Here is an 18,886-nt window from a genome sequence, read left to right as displayed (position 1 = left end):
TGATGTATAACGTCTAAACTCCGCCCCTGCTAAATTCCCGGGATCACGTTACGTTTATGTGCGGATCTCTTGTAAAAGCGCTCCAGCTTCTCTGCTGCCTCCGGACTGACCGGCTTGCCCTCCAGATAATCGCTGTTCTCATCATACGTAATACCAAGCTCGGTTTCATCCGTTTGACCGGGCCACAGTCCCGCTGTCGGTGCTTTGTTTACAATCTCATCCGGCACTCCGAGATAGGCCGCAAGCTGGCGTACCTGACGCTTGTTAAGCGTACTTAGCGGCGTAATATCAACCGCACCGTCGCCCCATTTGGTATAGAAGCCGGTAATTGCCTCGGAAGCATGATCCGTGCCTACCACCAGCAGGTTATTTTCAAAAGCGAGCGCATACTGCATCACCATCCGCGTTCTGGCCTTTACATTACCTTTGCCCTGATACGTGATATGGCGGTGCTGTCCCAGTGCCTTCAGGCTGTGCTCCACTTCAAGCGCAATCTCATTAACGGCTTCCTCAATATTGGTTTCGGCTTTGTGGGTAAGCCCGAATGCTTCGGCCACCGCATAGCTGTGCTCAATATCCTCCTGTTCCCCGTAAGGCTGGAAAACGCCAAGTGTAATATATTCCTTGCCTTCCTCGGCAGTCAGCTCGTCCGTCGCCCGTTTGCACAAGCCGGCAGCCACTGCACTGTCAATACCGCCGCTGATCGCAATCAGCAGACCCTGGGCACCAGCCTGACGTACATAAGACTTCAGGAAGTCCACCCGTTTCTGTGCCTCTGCTTCCACATCAATGGTTGGCTTGACGCCAAGGGCAGCAATAATCTCTTCTTGCAGGCTCATAACCATTCCTCACTTTCTGCATATCCTGATATTTAAAAAATCCCGCAGAGCCGGACTTCCGGCTGCCGCGAGATTCCTTTGATTTATTACCCGTAATTTACTGGCAATAACGGTTGAAAACCTCTTTCAATTCAGCAGCGATTTCGCTTGCCGAACGGTCCTCAACACCATGACGCTCAATAAAATGAACGAGCTCTCCGTCTTTCATCAAAGCGATGGAAGGTGAAGAAGGCGGATATGGAGCGAAGTATTCGCGCGCTTTGGCGGTTGCTTCCTTCTCCTGGCCTGCGAACACTGTATACAGGTGGTCCGGCTGCAGCTCATTCTGCAGAGCCTGGGCTACGCCTGGACGGCACTGGCCGGCTGCACAGCCGCAGACCGAGTTCACAACAACAAGCGCTGTTCCTTTTGCAGCTGGAAGAGTGGCTTCCACCTCTTCCGGAGTCAGCAGCTCCTGAAACCCGATACTTGTCAGGTCGTCACGCATAGGCTGAATCGAATCACGCATATATTGATTAAATGACATGGACATTTTCCTGCACTCTCCTTTGCCTCTTAAATGTAGGGTTAGGCTGCATTACCGCAGCAATCACTAACTTTATTATACATACATACCCTGTGAAAGCAAGGAATGCACAGCGCACTTCCCCTTATACGGCAAGGTTTCCTTCTTCCGCTTCATGGGGGAGGGATACCGTAATCGCCGTGCCTTCCCCCGTCACAGATTCCACCCGGATGGTGCCGTTATGCCGCTCAACAATGCTCAGGCACAGCGGCAGGCCAAGTCCTGTCCCGTGAGTCTTGGTAGTAAAAAAGGGAGTAAACAGATTTGCGAGCTTATCCTGATCAATCCCGCTGCCGGTATCCTTTACCACCAATTCAATATGATCATTGATCATCCGGGTTTCCAGGGTCAGCACTCCCTTCACATCCATGGCCTCCATCCCGTTACGGGCCAGGTTCAGGATCAGCTGCTTGATTTCCCGGACATTCAGACTGAGCGGCGGCAGCGCAGGAGCTATGCTCAGCTCGACACTCTGACCGCGCAGATTGGCATCCGCCCAGAGGAGCGGAGACAGTTCTTCTATTATATGCTGAAGCTGAACCCGTTCTTTATCGGAAACCCTGCTCTGCGCCAGGGACAAAAAATCATTGATAATTCCGTTGGCACGGTCCAGCTCCTCCATTACGATCTGATAATACGAATCAAGCTCCCCCGGGCTTTTCTCACGCATCAGCTGCAAAAAGCCGCGTACCACCGCCATCGGATTACGGATTTCATGGGTGATTCCGGCGGCCATCTGACCCACCAGCGTCAGCCGTTCCACATGATTCAGCTCTGTGCGGAGCTTTTCCTCCTCCGTCACATCCTGCACGATCATTACGACTCCATCCGGTGCTTCGGAGCCTTGCTGAACCGGAGCCGTATAGATTTGATAACTGTAGTCTCCGCAATTTATTTTAGCATTGGAGCGCTGCTTGTTATAAAAAATAGCCTTCATCTGCATAAAGGTCTGTTTATCTACACTGTCGGCGAACAGTACTGATGCCGGCCTGGAAAGGATCATTTCTCTGCTATAGTCGGGGTAATGCCGGCGGATCAGCTTCAGCATGAACTCATTAAGCTCAGTAACATAGCCAAGCTGATTCATCGACATAATATTAAGCTGGACAATATCTGTGACCTGCTCCAGCTTTTTGGATTCCCGCATGATCTGCTCCGACAGGCCCTGCATCTTCTCTTTTACCTGAACCTTATCCCAAGCGGTTTCGAGGCAAAAGATCAGCAGCCCGCCGAGCAGCACAGCAGCAAACAGGTAGACTGTAACCAGTATTACCTCAGAGGTAAGTGTCTCCGTCTCGCGGATTTTTCTCATATTAGGCACCATTGCAATAAAAAACATGCATGGAAACAGCACAGCCCATAGCAGCATCACCTTCTCTGCCCATTTCCCCTGTTTAAAAGGACGCGCTAATCCAAACAGCAGCGGATACAGCAGCAGCCCTGAATTAATGATAATGGCACTCATCCCCGGAGGCTCCGAGAACAGGGCAGTAGACAGCAAAAAGAATACAGCCAGGCTCATCCCTGAACGGAAAGGCGCATACAGGATACCGATAAAAGCCGGCAGAACCCCCAGATTAAGATACATCCCTTCACCCAGAGTGGTTGAAAAGATTGTACAAACGGCAATACTGGCCGCACAGCTGATAACCAGAAAGAACAGATCATCCGGGAGGCGCCGGCTTCTGCGGGTCATATGTCCTTGATCCAGCCACCATTGAAATAAAAATAAAAACGAGGAGGCTGATGCTACCTGCAACAGGATATCCTTAATTTCCTCAATAATTGAAATCACTCCCTGAGTTAGACAAAATGCCCTTTCCAATTACGATTAAAGCACAGCCCGGCAGTTCTGACAACGGAAATCCCGCGCAGATCAGGGACGCTGCATTGAAACGGCTATCATGGTAAAATTAAAGGAAACAAACAGTTTGGGAGTTAAACTAATGAGATACGATGTAATTATAATCGGCGGGGGTTCCGCCGGGCTGATGGCCGGGATTGCCGCAAGCAGCAAAGGCGCCAGCGTTCTGCTGCTTGAAAAAGGGGACAAGCTGGGCCGCAAGCTGGGCATCTCCGGCGGCGGCAGATGCAATGTCACCAATAACAAAGAGATTGATGAGCTGATCAAGTACATTCCGGGAAACGGCCGGTTTCTTTACAGCGCTTTTTCCCAGTTTAATAATAAGGACATTATCGCATTTTTCGAGAACCTGGGAATCCGTCTGAAGGAAGAGGACAATGGGCGGATGTTTCCGGTAAGCGACAAGGCCAAAACGGTTGTGGACACACTGGTAAACCAGGTACGGGGGCAGGGAGTTCAGATCCGGCTGCATGCTCCGGTGCGTGAGATCCTTTATAAGGAAGGCCGGGTTGACGGTGTGCGGCTGCAAACCGGCGAGCTTATAGAGACCCACAGTGTCATCATTGCATCCGGCGGGAAGTCCGTGCCCCAAACAGGCTCAACAGGAGACGGTTATGCCTGGGCTGAGCAGGCCGGGCATACGATTACAGAGCTTTTCCCGACCGAGGTTCCGCTTACCTCCAATGAGCCTTTTATTCAGAGCAAAGAACTGCAGGGCCTCTCCCTGAGAGACGTATCACTGTCGGTATGGAATCCTAAAGGCAAAAAGCTTATTGAGCATCAGGGGGATATGCTGTTTACCCACTTCGGCATTTCCGGACCGATCGCCCTGCGCTGCAGCCAGTTTGTCGTTAAGGCCCTGAAGCAGTTCGGGACTGGAAACATTGAGGCCTCGATTGATTTTCTGCCGGAAAAGAGTAAGGAAGAGGTTTATAGCGAGACCCTAAAGCTTGCAGAGCAGGAGTCCAAAAAATCGGTCAAAAATGTACTGAAGGGCTACCTGCCCGAGCGGATCATCCCGATCCTGCTGCAGAAGGCGGGGCTGCCGGAGAATCTTACCTACGACAATATCCCCAAGCAGGACTGGCAGCAGCTTGCCCAGCTGGTCAAGCGTTTTCCGATCCGGGTGTATGGCACACTGTCGATTGAGGAGGCTTTTGTCACCGGCGGAGGCATTAACCTCAAGGAGGTTGATCCCAAAACGATGCAGTCCAAGCTAATGGAGGGCTTGTATTTCTGCGGTGAGATCCTTGATATTCACGGCTACACCGGAGGCTACAACATCACGGCTGCTTTCTCTACAGGCTATATGGCCGGGGACCATGCAGCATCACGGATTGGATAAATGCAGCCTCTTTCTTACTTTCTGAGATTGTCAAAAAGCGTTGCCTGCGGTTGTGTGCGGGCAACGCTTTTTGAGTTATCACGGCGCTTAATGCTCCGTTAGGCGGATCGTACTGTAAATCCGGGCGATAAAGGTTCCGATGCCGAAGCCCAGCGGGGCAAACAGCAGCAGCCCCCACCAGCCGTACAGCGGGATGCAGACCACCGCGGAGCACAGTATTGTATACGGTATGGCCAGAATCAGCATGGCTTTTGAGCCGGCTTCGGCCTTTTGCCCTTTCGTAAACGGCAGGATCCCGATATAATCATCTCCCGCGAAAAGCAGCCAGAAGGAGCTCAGCCAATAGCACATTAATAAAGCCAGCACGATAAGCAGTACCCACTTCAGGAAGGCCGGAGCGATCAGGAGCGCAGTCATGGATACACCGGTAAAAGATAAATATAGCTTCAGGTGCGCCGGATTACGCAGCAGCGCCTTGATTCCTGCCGCTGTAAACCGGCTCTCCGGCTGTCTGGACGACAGCAGCGGCTGGGACTTACGGAAAATCCACGGCTTGTACCGGGTAGGACGCGGCTTATCCAGCACGCCCCGCAGCAGCAGGCCGGCAATTCTCATCCGCTGCTTGTAATCCTCGCGCACATCGCTGAGAAAGGTTCCCTGCAGCCGGAGCCGGTAACGCATAGCCCAGATGGTTATTGCTGTGTATACAGCGGCCGCGGCCAGGAGCAGTAACGGGCTGTTCTGCCAGCGCAGTGCCAGCCATACGTAAAGTGCGGAGGGCACTGTAACAGCCGGAAGCAGCCACAGCCAGCGGCGGAAGCCCTGGCGCTGCACCCTGATGACATGCCCCAGCAGCTTGATGCTCCAGCCGGCAGTGACTGTCAACAGCAGCAGTGCTCCGGCTGCTCCTGCACTGAGCCCGTAGCCGCGGATAATAAAGGGCAGGAGAATGGCGTAGACAGCGGCTATTTTGAGTGCAGTCACGGTCAGGCTGTAGATTATCCCGCGCAGCAGGATGCTTTTTATCCAGTTCTGCCGCTGTCTGAGAAACAGCAGATCGCCTTCCTGCAGCAGCAGGACCATTCCGCCGGTCAGCAGCAGGACGGCAAGCAGCAGCAGAAGCGCAATGAAGGGTACAACTGTGGTCCAGCCAGGCATCTCTCCTGACCAGAAGCCATAGTAGAACCGGCCGCCGAGCAGCCCGCCGGGAATGACAATATAGAGCAGCACTGTCCAATCCGCAGCCGTCCGGATAATAGCCGATTGCTCGCGCCAATGCGAGAACAGCCGCCGCTTGAACAAGCGGGGACCAGTAGGGAAGGCGTAGCCTGCTCCTGCTGAACGCGGGCTGTTATCTTCAGCCGAGGTTTCCCGCCCCCTCATGTCAATTCGTCGAAGCAATCAAACAACGACCCCTCCGGCAGATCGGCACTGTCACGGATTTCCTCCAGCGTGCCTGTTGCTGCTATTTCGCCTCCGGAAATCAGCACGAAGCTGTCGCAGATTTTTTCCGCCGTATCCAGAACATGCGTAGACATGAGCACCCCTGCACCGCGCTGCCGCTCCGCCTCCAGCAGACGAAGGAAATCCTTGGTGGCCCGGGGATCCAGTCCGATAAACGGCTCATCCACGATATATACGTCAGGCTGGACGAGAAAGCCGAGCATCAGCATCATTTTTTGCTTCATACCCTTGGAAAAGCCTGCCGGGAGATCATCGCGCACTTGGCTCATTCCGAACTGCACCAGCAGCTTCTCTGCTGCCGGCTCAAACTGTTCATAAGGCAAGCCGTAAGCAGCGGCAGCCAGATCCAGATGCTCCCAGAGCGTCAGGTCCTCATAAAATACCGGCTGCTCCGGCACATACGCGTAGGATTTATTCGCTCCGCCAATCGTCACTCTGGCTTTGGCGTGCTTGAGCAGGCCGAGCAGGGTCTTGATCGTCGTGCTTTTACCGGCACCGTTCGGACCGATCAGTCCCAGCAGCTCTCCCCGCCGGACCTGAAAGGAAATATCGGAAATCCGTTTATCTCCCGCTTCATAACCTGCCTCCTCAATCTCCACATCCAAAACAATCTCCCGCTCTTCATCCACCTCTTGCAACTCTTCCATACCGCTTCCATCTCCTAATGTTGAATACAACGTTATCCCGGAAATGTTCCGGGCTTTCTACCATTATACGTACAATGGCTGAGACACTTCAAACATTACTTGCGGGCTGCTGTACGGGGCCGTAAATCTGCTTCAGCCGGGCATATCATGCGAATTTGACACTCTTTTGCCCAAAAATGAGTCACCGTCAAAAAATTGTTTGATTTTTAATAATTAAAAGTGTGCTCATTGTGACAAATCACATGTTCTTGATCCCTTGTTTGCCGTATTGTAAGGATATCTCAAGGTAACTACACAAATAAATGGTGCAACCGGGTCCATGATTCCTTACGTACAGGGCAACCTGTATGACTAACGATAACGATAGAGGGTGGAGAAGCATGATACAATCCTATGAACGCGACACTCAGTTAACACTGCATTTGTACCGGGTTTTTGCCAAGTCTTTCAAGAGCATTAACGAGCATGCCGTTACCGGAAGCAAGATTGAAGGCTTTAATCCTACTGCCTTTGCTGTCATGGAGGTTCTGTATTATAAAGGACCTCAGCCGATTCAGCAGATTGGTGCCAAGCTGCTGCTGCAGAGCGGCAATGTTACCTATGTCATTGATAAGCTTGAAGAACGCGGCTACCTGCAGCGCAAGCCTTGTGCCAATGACCGCCGTGTAATCTTCGCTGAATTGACTGCCGAAGGCGAACAGCTAATGAGCGAAATGTATCCGAAATATTCGGAGCGCCTGCACCTGGCCTTCAGCGGACTGAATGACGAAGAGAAGGAACAAATGATTGTCCTGCTCAAGAAGATGGGCTTGCAGGCCGAGAAGCTCTCCCCGCTACCCCGCAAGTAGCCTACAGCTAAAGCAGAGATAGTGAATTCATTCACTATCCCTTTCAGCTAAACCGACTCTCACTGAAACATCAATACACAAAAACGGCTGCAGCGTCCTTATGGACAGTGCAGCCGTTTCTTTTTAAATGAGGAGCGTGGATACATACAGCCAGGAAAGGATTGGGCTTTCGTCTACTTTTATCCTCGGATTTCCTACTTGCGCTTAAGCTCAATACATTTAGGTGGATTTTCGCTACTTATTTTCCTCTCTTATCAGCATTTACGATAAGTAAGTGGAAAAAAGTCACTTAGTTTAGTGAATGCAAGGAGTGCAAGCTCTAAGTAAGCTCTACACAGCTGATCACGGTGGAAATCGTCCTGTATCTACTTATACAGTCTAACTTAATCATACAGCCATATACAGCCGGTATTACGCTTCTTTCAGCTTAGTCTTCTCCTCACCTAGCGAAGGTACCCCCTGGCGCAGGCCGGAGGAAATAACCAGCGACACGACGGCTAGTACAGCCATAATGATAAACAGTGAATGCAGGCCGCCTTCGAGCGCCCCATGCAGGCTGTTCCAGGCATCTCCGGTTAACGTGCTGCCGCCGTGCGGGTTAAGCAGGCTGTTGATATCCGCCCCGCTAACCGCGGCACCGGGCTGATCCGCCAGCAGTCTGGCTATGCTCAGGTTTAGCCAGGAGCCAAACACTGCAACGCCAACCGTCTGGCCGAGTGAACGGGTGAACGTATTCAGCGCCGTCGAGGCGCCGCGCTGCTCATGCCCGACAGAGGACTGGGCGATGATGGTGAATACGGTAGATGCATAGCCGAAGCCCACACCGCAGAACAGCATCAGGACCAGCAGCATCAGCTGCGAGGAATCTGCAGTCATAAACGTAAGTCCTATCGCACCAGCGGCAATCAGGGACAGGCCCAGCATGCCTGTCCGGCGTGATCCGGCGCGCAGAATCATCCGCCCCCCGGCAATGGAGCCGAGCGTCCAGCCGACAGACATCGGTGCCAGCAGCAGACCGGAGAGTGCTGCACTTTTGCCGAATACACCCTGCACCCACAGCGGCACATAGGTGGACAGGCCGATAATCAAGGTGCTGACCAGCAGATTGGCGCCCGTGGAGACGGCAATATTGCGGATAGAGAACAGCGACAGCGGAAGCATCGGCTCCGGTGCACGCCGTTCCACGAACAGGAACATTACCAGCAAAATAACCGCCGCGGCCAGCAGGCCAATCAGCAGCGGAGAGGTCCAGGCCAGATTCTGCCCGCCTGCGGTAAGGCCGAACAGCAGCGCGCTTACACCTGCCGCGAACAGCAGTACACCCGCTACATCAATCTTCGCGGCACGTTTTACTTTCTCTTCCTTCAGGTAACGGGCGATAAACAGAAGTGATAGCAGGCCAAACGGCAGATTAAACACAAATACCCAGCGCCAGCTCAGGTAATCCACCACATAGCCGCCCAGCAGCGGACCCACAAGCGAGGAAATTCCCCACACAGAGCTCAGGAGCCCTTGCGTCTTAGCCCGTTCTTTAATGCTGTATATATCTCCAATAATTGTAAAAGTCATCGGAATAAGTGCACCTGCCCCGATACCCTGAATGGCCCGGAACAGGATCAGCTGGCCCATGCTCTGCGAAATTCCGCACAGCAGTGAACCAAGCAGAAATACAACCGCGCCCCCCAGAAATACCGGCTTGCGGCCAATCAGGTCACTCAGCTTGCCGAAGATCGGCGTTGTCACAGCCATAGTCAGCAGGTAAGCGGTAAAAATCCAGCTCAGCCACTGGATGCCCTGAAAATCGCCGACGATTGCCGGTCCGGCAGGCCCGGTAACGGTACCTTCAATAGCTGCCAAAAAGGTAGCCAGCAGGACCCCGGTTAAAATAAGCTTGCGCTCTGTTGCTCCTGGTGTACTCAATGAAATCCAGATCCTCTCTTTGTTTTGTCTCAAATCATTCCTGCAAGCCGCTTCTGTCTGTCACTGCGAAGCAGGGCAAACAGCACCGCGTCCTGAAAACCGGCACCGGTATGCCGGTATTGGCGCAGCAGCCCTTCCTGTGAAAAGCCCAGCCCACTGAACAACCCTGCTGCCCGGACATTGCCGGGATGGCATAAGGCTTCGATCCGGTTGAGCCCCATTGTGCCGAAGCCGAAGTCCAGTATAAGCTCCATGGCTTCCCGCATATAACCCTGACCCCAAAAGGCAGGCGACAGCTCGCAGCCGATCTCTCCCCGGAATGCTCCAGCCAGCTGCCACTGGTTAAAGCCGCAGCTGCCGATGATCCTGCCGCCCTGCAGAGCGATACTCCAGCGCAGGCTTTCTTCCTCCCGGGACATTTGCAGCAGCAGCTCAATCAGCTGTTCAGCATCAGCGGCCGAGGCCAGCTGCGGGGCATTGAGCCAAGGGCCAACGGCCGGATGAGTCCAGATCTCATACAGTGCTGCCGCATGAGGAGCAGCAATTGCCTGCAGCTCTATTCTTGTTCCCCGCAACACCGGAGTCATTCCGCCGCACATATACACCCTATCCGTCCCCTTTCGATTCTATATAAGTATACATGATATGTAAGGATTTCCCGAGCAGAACAGAAAATCAGCCGTCCTGATATTCCCGGCCAGCCTGAACATGACAAAAAGCGCCACACCGGGCGGAAGTCCGCCCTGATACTGACGCTGCTCATTGCTTGTATAAACGTTTCACATTCCTGCATAAACTCCTATGGCCTGCGCTCGCCCCAAGCCGGAAACGGCCTTAGGCTTTTGCCGCTGCTTGAGCCGGAGTAAGCACCTCAGAGCATACTACTTGAAGCTTCTTCTGAATATGTTTAAACTCTTCCAATCCCGTACCGGTGATGCTGAATGCATCGCCATGGGCAGTCAGGAAGTTTTCCTGGGTGAGCCGCTCCAGCTCCTGCTTCACTTCGCGTTCCGCCACCCGGTATCCAAGGCTTTCAAGTTCCGGCAACGTATCCGACAAGGTTAAATCTCTTTCATGTGCAATATAAAGCATATGGATTCCTATAAACAAGTTCTGTACATCGGCGCGCATATTCCACTCCTTCCGGCCAAGAGCCTATGATATATTAAGCATTACCCTGACAGGGGGATGCGGAAACATTATCACAGCTCCAGATAAGGGTCCTATTGTGATTTATTCAAATATACGGTAATACTTGACGATCCGAGTCCCCCTGTACTATGTTGTTAATTACAGTTATATTTCATTACTGATTCAAGGTACAGGAAGGTGATGCTTCATGTTTCAGGCAATGCCCTATGACGGGACACGCAGTGAACGGTTCGAATCCGTATTGTCACAGCTTGCAGCACTGATCGACGGCGAACCAAGTGCAATAGCCAATCTGGCCAATGCCTCAGCGCTGCTTAAATTTTCTATGCCGGATACCAACTGGACCGGATTCTACCTTTTCGACGGCACAGAGCTGGTTCTCGGCCCGTTCCAGGGTCTGCCGGCCTGCATCCGCATTCCGCTGGGCCGTGGAGTCTGCGGAACCTCCGCTGCAGAACGGCGGACGCTTGTGGTAGACGATGTCCATGCCTTCCCGGGGCACATCGCCTGCGATGCCGCATCAAACAGCGAGATCGTAGTCCCGCTGATCAAGGATGATCAGCTTATCGGAGTACTCGATATCGACAGCCCGCTCAAGCACCGCTTTGATGATGAAGAGCGGCGTTTTCTGGAGCGCTTCGCAGCCATGATTTCTGCAGTGCTGTAGACAATACGGCACACTTAAGGCCGCCACAGATCAGGGATCCCCTGAAGCTGTGGCGGCCTCTTTGTGTAGCTCTGCCGATTATCTGACCGGATTGATTTTCCAGATTTCAGCTGCATAGCGGCTGATCGTATTGTCACTGGAGAATTTGCCGGAGTGTCCGATATTGACGATCGACTTCTTCAGCCATTCACGCTGGTTGCGGTAAGCGAGGTCGATTTTGACATGAGTCTCTACATAGCCTGCAAAGTCCTTAAGCACAAAGAACTCATCATTATTGTCAATCAGCGACTGGTACAGCGAATCGAATTCCTGGGTATGACAGCAGATTGGTCCCGGAGTAACCAGCTGATCCAGTACTTCCTTCACTCGTCCGTCACCATAATAGATGTCCCGGGAGCGGTATCCGCCGAACTGGTAATAATCCATGACCTGCTCTGCCCGCAGCCCGAACAGGAACATATTGTTGTCGCCGACCATTTCATGCATCTCGACGTTCGCCCCGTCCATCGTTCCGATGGTCAGTGCACCATTCATCATGAATTTCATGTTCCCGGTACCCGAAGCTTCCTTACTGGCCGTAGAAATCTGCTCACTTACATCAGCGGCAGGAATAATCTTCTCCGCCAGGGAGACTGAATAATTTTCAAGGAAGAAAATACGGATCTTACCCTTAATGTCGGGGTCTTTGTTCACTACATCAGCTACCGTATTGATCAGCTTAATAATCCGTTTAGCCAAATGATAACTTGGGGCTGCTTTGGCTCCGAAAATAAAGGTGCGCGGCACCATATCCATAGACGGGTTATCCTTAAGCTGGTTATACAGATGCATAATATGCAGAATGTTCAGCAGCTGACGCTTATAAGCATGGAGCCGCTTGACCTGCACATCGAAGATCGAATCCGGATCGACCTGAACGCCGTGCTTCTTGGTGATATATTCGGCCAGGCGCAGCTTGTTGCGCCTCTTGATTGCAGCCACCTGCTCCTGAAAGGAAGCATCCTCACAGTATTTGATTAGCCCGATCATCTCCTGCGGATGATGAATCCAGCGTGTCCCGATAGAATCATTGATCAGGCCGGCCAGCTCGGGATTGGCGTGCAGCAGCCAGCGGCGGTGCGTAATGCCATTGGTCTTGTTATTGAACCGGTGCGGGTACATCTCATTCCACAGCCGCATCTCACGCTTCTGCAGAATCTCCGTATGCAGCGCGGCCACTCCGTTAACACTGTGGCTGGCCACAATCGCCAGATTGGCCATGCGTACCTGATCATCATGAATAATCGCCATCTGGTTAATCCGGTTCTGGTCACCGGGGTATTTGCTCATCAGCTCACCGCAGAACCGGGCGTTGATCTCCTCAATAATCAGGAAAATCCGCGGCAGCAGCTCTTTTACCATGTTCATCGGCCATTTCTCTAACGCCTCGCTGAGAATGGTATGATTCGTATAGGAGACCATCCGGGTTGTCATATCCCAGGCTGTATTCCAGCCTAGGCCGTGCACATCCATTAGAATCCGCATCAGCTCAGGGATAAGCAGTGTCGGGTGAGTATCATTGATATGCAGCGCTACTTTGTCCGGCAGTGCTTCGATTGGCGCTCCGGTCTTGCTGAAGGTGCGCAGAATACTCTGCACGCCGGCGCTGCACAGGAAGTACTGCTGCTTCAGCCGGAGCAGCTTGCCCTCATACTGCGAATCGTCCGGATACAGGAATTCCGAAATGGATTCCACGGAGCGTTTGTACTCCAGGAACTTGTGGTAATCCGAGCCGGCAAGCGAGCCGGACATCCGGGAAGCCGGGGTGATTGACTCGGCACTCCAGTTGCGCAGCGTATTGACATGCTTGCGGTCAGCGCCGATAACCGGAACATCGTACGGTACCGCACGCACTGCCTCATAATCCTTATGTTCAAAAACCAGCTCGCCGTTCTCCTCACGGGTCTCAATCCGGCCCCAGAAGCGGACCTCCACCTGTTTGTCTTCCCGGCGCACTTCCCACACATTATCGTTCTGCAGCCAGTAATCAGGCAGCTCTACCTGATAGCCGTCAACAATCTTCTGTTCGAACAAGCCGTATTTATAACGGATGCCGCAGCCATGGCCTGCATACTGCAGGGAGGCCAGTGAATCAAGAAAACAGGCGGCAAGCCGGCCGAGGCCGCCATTGCCCAGCCCTGCATCTGCTTCGTCCTCCTCCACCTCGCGCAGATCAAAGCCCAGCTCCTGCAGACCATCCCGTACTACCTCAAGCACACCCATATTCAGCAGGTTATTGCCCAGCAGCCGGCCGATCAGAAACTCCATGGAGAAGTAATAAACCTGCTTCTCCTGGCTGATCTTATATTTGTGATTCGTTTCAGCCCAGTTTTTCCCCGCATTTTCACGGATCATATTGCCCAGAATTTTGTACACGTCACCATTCGATGCTTCTTCCAGCGGTTTGCCCAGTTTTCCGATAAGTGTCTCGCGGAATACCTTCTTGAAGCTTTCTTTGTCGTTAAACAACAGCAGGTTCCTCCAGTCGGATGTGTATTTTTGTGAGATACATGGCCTTTATGGAAATTCAGGACCAGCCGGACTGCATGCTTACGCAGTCCAGCTGATCCTGGGGTTAAATTTTGCTGCTCTTGGCGATGACAAACGGACGCTTGCTATCCCCTACGAGTATCCTGTCTTTGCTGAGATGCACGTCCTTATCCATGATGACATTCTCGATTACCGCATTCGCTTCAATGACGCACTTTTGCATAATGACCGAATTGACGATTCTCGCACCCTCACGGATCTGCACGCCCCGGAAAATCACGCTGTTCTCGACGGTTCCGCCGATTACACAGCCGTTGGCGACCAGGGAGTTAGTAACGTTGGCGCTGTCCAGATAACGGGTCGGCGCTTCATATTTGATCTTGGTCTGTACCGGATTTTCTTTGAACAGACCCAGATAATTCTCCTGTTTAAGAAGCTCAAGACTATTCTTGTAATAGCTCTCCAGTGAATTGATTACGGCATGGTAGCCTTTATATTCATAGCCGGCGATTTTGAAATTCGCCCGGTTCTTCTGGATCACATCGCGGAAGAAAAAGCTCTCCCCGTGCGCTATGCAATACTCCACCTGCTCCAGGAACAATTTCTTCTCCATGATGAAGATGTCCAGATACACATTGGGATGATGTTTCTCCTGATGAATCTCTGTTACGAGATTATCTTCATTTAATTCAAGCCGCAGACAAGGGTCATGCTCAGGCTGAAGCTGGTCGGTCGCCTTGTAGACAAGCGTGACATCGGCTCCTTTTTCCAGATGATACTGGAAAGCGTCCTGCAGATCAACCGTATTAATATGCTGGCTGCCCGAGAAAACAATGTACTTGGCGGATGCTCTTTTGAAAAAGTCGAGGTTGTTATGGTAATGCTGCAGATCGCCGATTGATGTATCAGTCGGATCGTTCCAGTCAGGAGGCAGGATGAACAGCCCCCCGTGCTTGCGGTTCATATCCCAGGACTTGCCGTCACCGAGATGGTCCATCAGCGAACGGTATTTGCGGCGGACAAACAATCCGACACTCTCCAGCTCCGCCCTCATCATATTAGACAGTACGAAGTCGATCAGCCGGTAACGGCTGGCAAAAGGCACGGCCGCCCCGCAGCGGAAATAGGTTAATTCGTTTAATTTGTCCAGTTCATGATCAAGATTGATTACGCCCATAAGCTCTTTCATCGCGGTCACCGTCCTCTATAATTATATGGTTTTGGCTGCAACTGTTTTGCGCTTTTTGCTACGATTGTCGATCAGCAGAATCTCATTCTCATTCTCCCGGTCATTGCCGATCTCCATATAATCTTCGATTACTGTATTTTCGCTTATGATTGCTTTATGAATTCTCACGTTCTTGCCGATCTTCACCTTGGGCATAATAACAGAGTCGGTAATGACGCTGCCTTCGCCCACTTCCACACCGTAGAACAGCACGGAATGATTGACTTCCCCGCGCACAATGCAGCCCTCATTGATAATGCAGCTCGACACTTTGGCTTCCGGAGCCACATATTGTGCAGGCTGGTTAGGGTTGCGGGTAAAAATGCGCCAGTTCGGATCATTCAGATTCAGCGGAGGATGGTCGCTCAGCAGATCCATGTTCGCTTCCCACAGACTCGTTACCGTACCTACGTCTCTCCAGTATCCTTCAAAAGGATAAGCATACAGGGAATTGTTGTCCTCAAGCATCAGCGGAATAATATCTTTACCAAAATCATGTGAGGAATCCGGCTTCTCGCCATCCTCCAGCAGATGCTTGCGCAGAACTTCCCATTTAAAAATATATACACCCATCGAGGCCAGTGTGCTCTTCGGATTAGCGGGTTTTTCCTCAAATTCGTAAATTTTCAGGTCTTCCTCGGTATTGAGTATGCCAAAACGGCTGGCCTCCTCCAGAGGGACATCAATGACGGAAATCGTGCAGTCCGCATTTCTTGTCTTGTGATACTGCAGCATGGCATTGTAATCCATTTTGTAGATATGGTCGCCGGACAGAATAAGCACATGCTCCGGATCGAACTGGTCTACAAACTTCAGATTACGGTAGATGGCATCAGCTGTTCCGCGGTACCAGCTGCTTCCGTTTTCCCGTTCATGCGGCGGCAATACGAATACACCGCCATCCTTACGGTTCAAATCCCAGTCACTGCCTACGCCAATGTATGAATGCAGGACAAGCGGCTCATATTGCGTCAGCACGCCGACCGTATCGATCCCCGAATTGGAGCAGTTGCTCAGGGGGAAATCAATAATCCGGTAGGTTCCTCCAAAATACACAGCGGGCTTGGCGAGCGATTTGGTCAATCCCTTCAGCCTTTTCCCTTGGCCTCCCGCCAATAGCATGGCTACCATTTCTTTTTTCTTCATGGAAGAGCCTCCTTGACATATGGATAAAAAATGGAATAAATGAGGTTAAGTGAATCAGATTCCGAAAAGAAGTGTATCCAAAGAAGTAAAATGAAAAGAAAGGTGCTTGATAGGAATTTTGATAAGATGACAAACGGGGAAAACAAAAGGATATGTATCACAATGCCGGAAACTTAAAAATTTCTTTAATCATCCGGTTTGGTATCCTTATTGTAAAGTGTTCTAGGCCCGCCGTCAAAACCCTTTTTACAGCCTGAAAAAGTTAAATTTCCCGCTGATTTCCTTCCATATTACCATTTACAGTCTTTATAAATAGATTAACCATTATGATTAACCATGAACGACACTTTTCGAATCTTCCGGCTGGAGTTATTCAGCAAACGTTCAACCTGATGTGTCATAATATAGCTATCTCTTATTGTAAATGGAGGAACTAGTGATGAAAGCAATCCAGGGTGTACGTCTCCTGCTCGTTGATGACGAGCCTCATATACTCCAGTTTCTGGAACTTGGACTCAGTAACGAAGGCTTTGAAGTAAAAACGGCTCCTGACGGGGCAAGCGCAATTGCCATTGCTGCTGATTTCAAGCCGCATGTGGCGATTCTCGATGTGATGATGCCCGGGATGGACGGCTTTGAGGTATGCCGTTATCTCCGCTCGGAAGAAACCGAGATTGCAGTCATTATGCTTACAGCCAAGGACGAGGTTGATGACCGGGTTAAAGGCCTGTCCATCGGCGCAGATGATTATATGGTTAAACCGTTCAGCTTCGATGAGCTGCTCGCCCGGATTCAGGCCCGGCTGCGCAACCAGTTCCCCGGACTGCTCGGCGAGGTCCGCTGCGGCCCGTTCCGGATTGACGGCAGACGCAAGGAAATCCGCTTCAGGGACGAGGTGCTGGAGCTCTCCCCGACTGAATACGAACTGCTGCAGTACCTGGTGATTAACCACGGCCTGGTACTGAGCAAGCCGATGATCCTGGATAAGGTATGGGGTTATGATTTTGGCGGTGAGGAAAATATCGTCGAGGTCTATATCCGCTCCCTCCGCGAAAAGCTCGGCGACAAAGAGCACCGGATTATCCGCACACTGCGCGGTGCAGGCTACCGGGTGGATCTGTTATGATTCCCCGCCTCCTGCGCAGGCTGCATGCTCCGCGTTCTCTGCGCAAGCAGCTGCTGGCAACCTCGCTGCTCATTCTGTCCGGCCTCCTGCTGCTCATCGGAGTACTTCAGTATGTGCTGATGCGCAACTTTATCTACAGCAACCGGGCTGAAACGATGGAGGCCCAGCTGCGGTCTGTGCCGCGGGATTTTTTTTACCGGCTCATTTACGGGGATTTCACGAATCCCATGAACGGGAGCATAGGCGGTATGCCGGGCAACAGCCCCTCAAGCCAGCGCAACGGCGAGGGAGGACGCCCGCTGCTGCTGGATGCGCATACGACCATTGCCGCCTACAGCGCGGACGGCACCTTTACGGATTTGCAGAAGGATACGCTGTCCGACTCTGCGGCTCCGAGACTGACCGATGAGCAATATAATGAACTGCTCATCCACACGACAGATAAAGCGACCGGAGGCTACAGGCTCATTACGGCTTCGGACGGCAGCCAGCATCTGGCGGTCTTCATGGATCTGGGCCGGCCGGGAGGCAATAAGATCCTGCTGCAGATGAGTGTCGAGACCGGGCCGCTGCGGGATGTGATCCTGCAGCAGCTGATGATCTTCGCCGTGCTTGCTGTGGTCGCCCTGCTGGCCGGCTTGTTCCTCTATCTCCCCGCACTGCGCAAGACGCTGGTCCCGCTGTACAACATGGGTGAGGCCGCCCAGAGCATAGATGCGGGTAATCTGGATGTCCGTTTTCCGGTGGACCAGGGGCAGATGGAGATCGACAAGCTCTCCCATTCCTTCAACGGGATGCTGGAGCGGCTGGAAATTTCCTTCCGGGGTGAGCGCGAGGCCAAGGAGCAGATGCGGCGGTTCGCCGCCGACGCCTCACATGAGCTGCGGACACCGCTCACCTCGATTCACGGCTTTCTGGAAGTGCTGCTGCGCGGGGCTGCGGACAATAAGGAGCAGCTGTACAAGGCACTTAACAGTATGCACGGGGAATCCAAGCGGATCAACAAGCTGGTGGAGGATCTGCTGCTGCTGGCGCGGATGGACGGGGCGCCCCAGCTCAGGTTTAAAGAGCTGCTGCTCGGTGAGATTATTGAGGAGATGCAGCCGCAGCTGCTGGTGCTGGCGGGCAGCCGCCAGGTTGCCTTTGATATTTCATACGGCATAAGCGGAATGTATGACCCTGACAAAATCAAGCAGGTTGTGCTCAACCTGTTTCATAATGCCGTGCAGCATACGGATAGCGAACAAGGGACTATTCATATTGCCCTGCATGCCCGGAGTAATGAAGCGGAGCTGACTGTGAGCGATAACGGCTCCGGCATTTCAGCCGAGCATCTGCCGCATGTCTTCGACCGCTTCTACCGCAGCGAGTCCTCGCGTACACGCAAATACGGCGGATCAGGGCTTGGTTTATCCATCACCAAATCGCTTGTGGAGGGACATGGCGGAGAGATACGTGCAGAGAGTGCGCCCGGTGAAGGAACTACCTTCAGAATCACTCTGCCCTGTGAGGCAGTTTAGTAGCTTGTAAGCCGTAATTAACGTTA

The 18,886-nt window shown here is 52.3% G+C and carries 16 protein-coding genes; 5 read left to right on the top strand and 11 right to left on the bottom strand.

Annotation, left to right across the window (positions count from 1 at the left end):
* Nucleotides 1–29: 29 nt before the first annotated feature.
* From nadE to NST84_RS02700, 3 genes are all read right to left on the bottom strand, one after another.
* Entirely contained in the window at nucleotides 30–839 is an 810-nt protein-coding gene (nadE, locus tag NST84_RS02710; protein WP_342564132.1) for an ammonia-dependent NAD(+) synthetase, read from the bottom strand.
* A 97-nt stretch (nucleotides 840–936) separates the two neighbouring features.
* A complete protein-coding gene (locus NST84_RS02705) occupies nucleotides 937–1,371 on the bottom strand; it encodes a BrxA/BrxB family bacilliredoxin (protein WP_342564131.1) in 435 nt (144 codons plus the stop codon).
* A 118-nt stretch (nucleotides 1,372–1,489) separates the two neighbouring features.
* Nucleotides 1,490–3,199 (bottom strand): ATP-binding protein, encoded by a 1,710-nt coding sequence (locus NST84_RS02700; RefSeq protein WP_342564130.1) that lies wholly within the window; start codon nucleotides 3,197–3,199, stop codon nucleotides 1,490–1,492.
* Between the two features lie 151 nt (nucleotides 3,200–3,350).
* Here NST84_RS02700 and NST84_RS02695 point away from each other — a divergent pair, with 151 nt between their 5' ends.
* Entirely contained in the window at nucleotides 3,351–4,613 is a 1,263-nt protein-coding gene (locus tag NST84_RS02695) for an NAD(P)/FAD-dependent oxidoreductase (RefSeq protein WP_342564129.1), read from the top strand.
* An 87-nt stretch (nucleotides 4,614–4,700) separates the two neighbouring features.
* Here the strand turns inward: NST84_RS02695 and NST84_RS02690 are convergent, their stop codons facing one another.
* Nucleotides 4,701–5,996, bottom strand: coding sequence for an ABC transporter permease (locus NST84_RS02690; RefSeq protein ID WP_342564128.1), 1,296 nt, complete (start codon nucleotides 5,994–5,996; stop codon nucleotides 4,701–4,703).
* On the bottom strand, nucleotides 5,993–6,724 hold the full coding sequence (locus NST84_RS02685) for an ABC transporter ATP-binding protein (RefSeq protein ID WP_342564127.1): 732 nt from the start codon (nucleotides 6,722–6,724) through the stop codon (nucleotides 5,993–5,995). The genes NST84_RS02690 and NST84_RS02685 overlap by 4 nt, the downstream gene beginning before the upstream one ends.
* Nucleotides 6,725–7,104: 380 nt before the next feature.
* Here NST84_RS02685 and NST84_RS02680 point away from each other — a divergent pair, with 380 nt between their 5' ends.
* Nucleotides 7,105–7,572 (top strand): MarR family transcriptional regulator, encoded by a 468-nt coding sequence (locus tag NST84_RS02680; protein ID WP_039869523.1) that lies wholly within the window; start codon nucleotides 7,105–7,107, stop codon nucleotides 7,570–7,572.
* A 411-nt stretch (nucleotides 7,573–7,983) separates the two neighbouring features.
* On the opposite strand, the gene NST84_RS02675 is transcribed toward NST84_RS02680, so the two are convergent.
* The 3 genes from NST84_RS02675 to NST84_RS02665 form a co-directional block, all read right to left on the bottom strand.
* A complete protein-coding gene (locus tag NST84_RS02675; RefSeq protein WP_342564126.1) occupies nucleotides 7,984–9,492 on the bottom strand; it encodes an MDR family MFS transporter in 1,509 nt (502 codons plus the stop codon).
* Nucleotides 9,493–9,521: 29 nt separating this feature from the next.
* Entirely contained in the window at nucleotides 9,522–10,079 is a 558-nt protein-coding gene (locus NST84_RS02670) for a GNAT family protein (protein ID WP_342564125.1), read from the bottom strand.
* A gap of 247 nt (nucleotides 10,080–10,326) precedes the next feature.
* Nucleotides 10,327–10,623: a hypothetical protein gene (locus NST84_RS02665; RefSeq protein ID WP_342564124.1), complete on the bottom strand. Its 297-nt coding sequence runs from the start codon at nucleotides 10,621–10,623 to the stop codon at nucleotides 10,327–10,329.
* 208 nt (nucleotides 10,624–10,831) lie between these two features.
* On the opposite strand from NST84_RS02665, the gene NST84_RS02660 reads away from it, so the two are divergent.
* Nucleotides 10,832–11,311, top strand: a complete 480-nt coding sequence (locus NST84_RS02660; RefSeq protein WP_342564123.1) for a GAF domain-containing protein — start codon at nucleotides 10,832–10,834, stop codon at nucleotides 11,309–11,311.
* Between the two features lie 78 nt (nucleotides 11,312–11,389).
* On the opposite strand, the gene NST84_RS02655 is transcribed toward NST84_RS02660, so the two are convergent.
* From NST84_RS02655 to NST84_RS02645, 3 genes are all read right to left on the bottom strand, one after another.
* Nucleotides 11,390–13,819 carry a glycogen/starch/alpha-glucan phosphorylase gene (locus tag NST84_RS02655; RefSeq protein ID WP_342564122.1) on the bottom strand — a complete coding sequence of 810 codons (2,430 nt, stop codon included), beginning with the start codon at nucleotides 13,817–13,819 and terminating at the stop codon, nucleotides 11,390–11,392.
* A gap of 106 nt (nucleotides 13,820–13,925) precedes the next feature.
* Nucleotides 13,926–15,029, bottom strand: a complete 1,104-nt coding sequence (gene glgD / locus NST84_RS02650; protein ID WP_342564121.1) for a glucose-1-phosphate adenylyltransferase subunit GlgD — start codon at nucleotides 15,027–15,029, stop codon at nucleotides 13,926–13,928.
* A 21-nt stretch (nucleotides 15,030–15,050) separates the two neighbouring features.
* On the bottom strand, nucleotides 15,051–16,214 hold the full coding sequence (locus NST84_RS02645) for a glucose-1-phosphate adenylyltransferase (protein ID WP_342564120.1): 1,164 nt from the start codon (nucleotides 16,212–16,214) through the stop codon (nucleotides 15,051–15,053).
* A gap of 439 nt (nucleotides 16,215–16,653) precedes the next feature.
* On the opposite strand from NST84_RS02645, the gene NST84_RS02640 reads away from it, so the two are divergent.
* Together NST84_RS02640 and NST84_RS02635 are read left to right on the top strand one after the other, a co-directional pair.
* A complete protein-coding gene (locus NST84_RS02640; protein WP_342564119.1) occupies nucleotides 16,654–17,340 on the top strand; it encodes a response regulator transcription factor in 687 nt (228 codons plus the stop codon).
* Nucleotides 17,337–18,860: a HAMP domain-containing sensor histidine kinase gene (locus NST84_RS02635; protein WP_342564118.1), complete on the top strand. Its 1,524-nt coding sequence runs from the start codon at nucleotides 17,337–17,339 to the stop codon at nucleotides 18,858–18,860. The genes NST84_RS02640 and NST84_RS02635 overlap by 4 nt, the downstream gene beginning before the upstream one ends.
* The last annotated feature ends 26 nt before the right edge of the window (nucleotides 18,861–18,886 follow it).

The sequence above is a fragment of the Paenibacillus sp. FSL R7-0345 genome, assembly GCF_038595055.1.
In the GTDB taxonomy this organism is placed as follows: Bacteria; Bacillota; Bacilli; order Paenibacillales; family Paenibacillaceae; genus Paenibacillus_AQ.
Note: the sequence above shows the minus strand (reverse complement) of the source record. Positions and strands in the feature narration are given on the sequence as shown.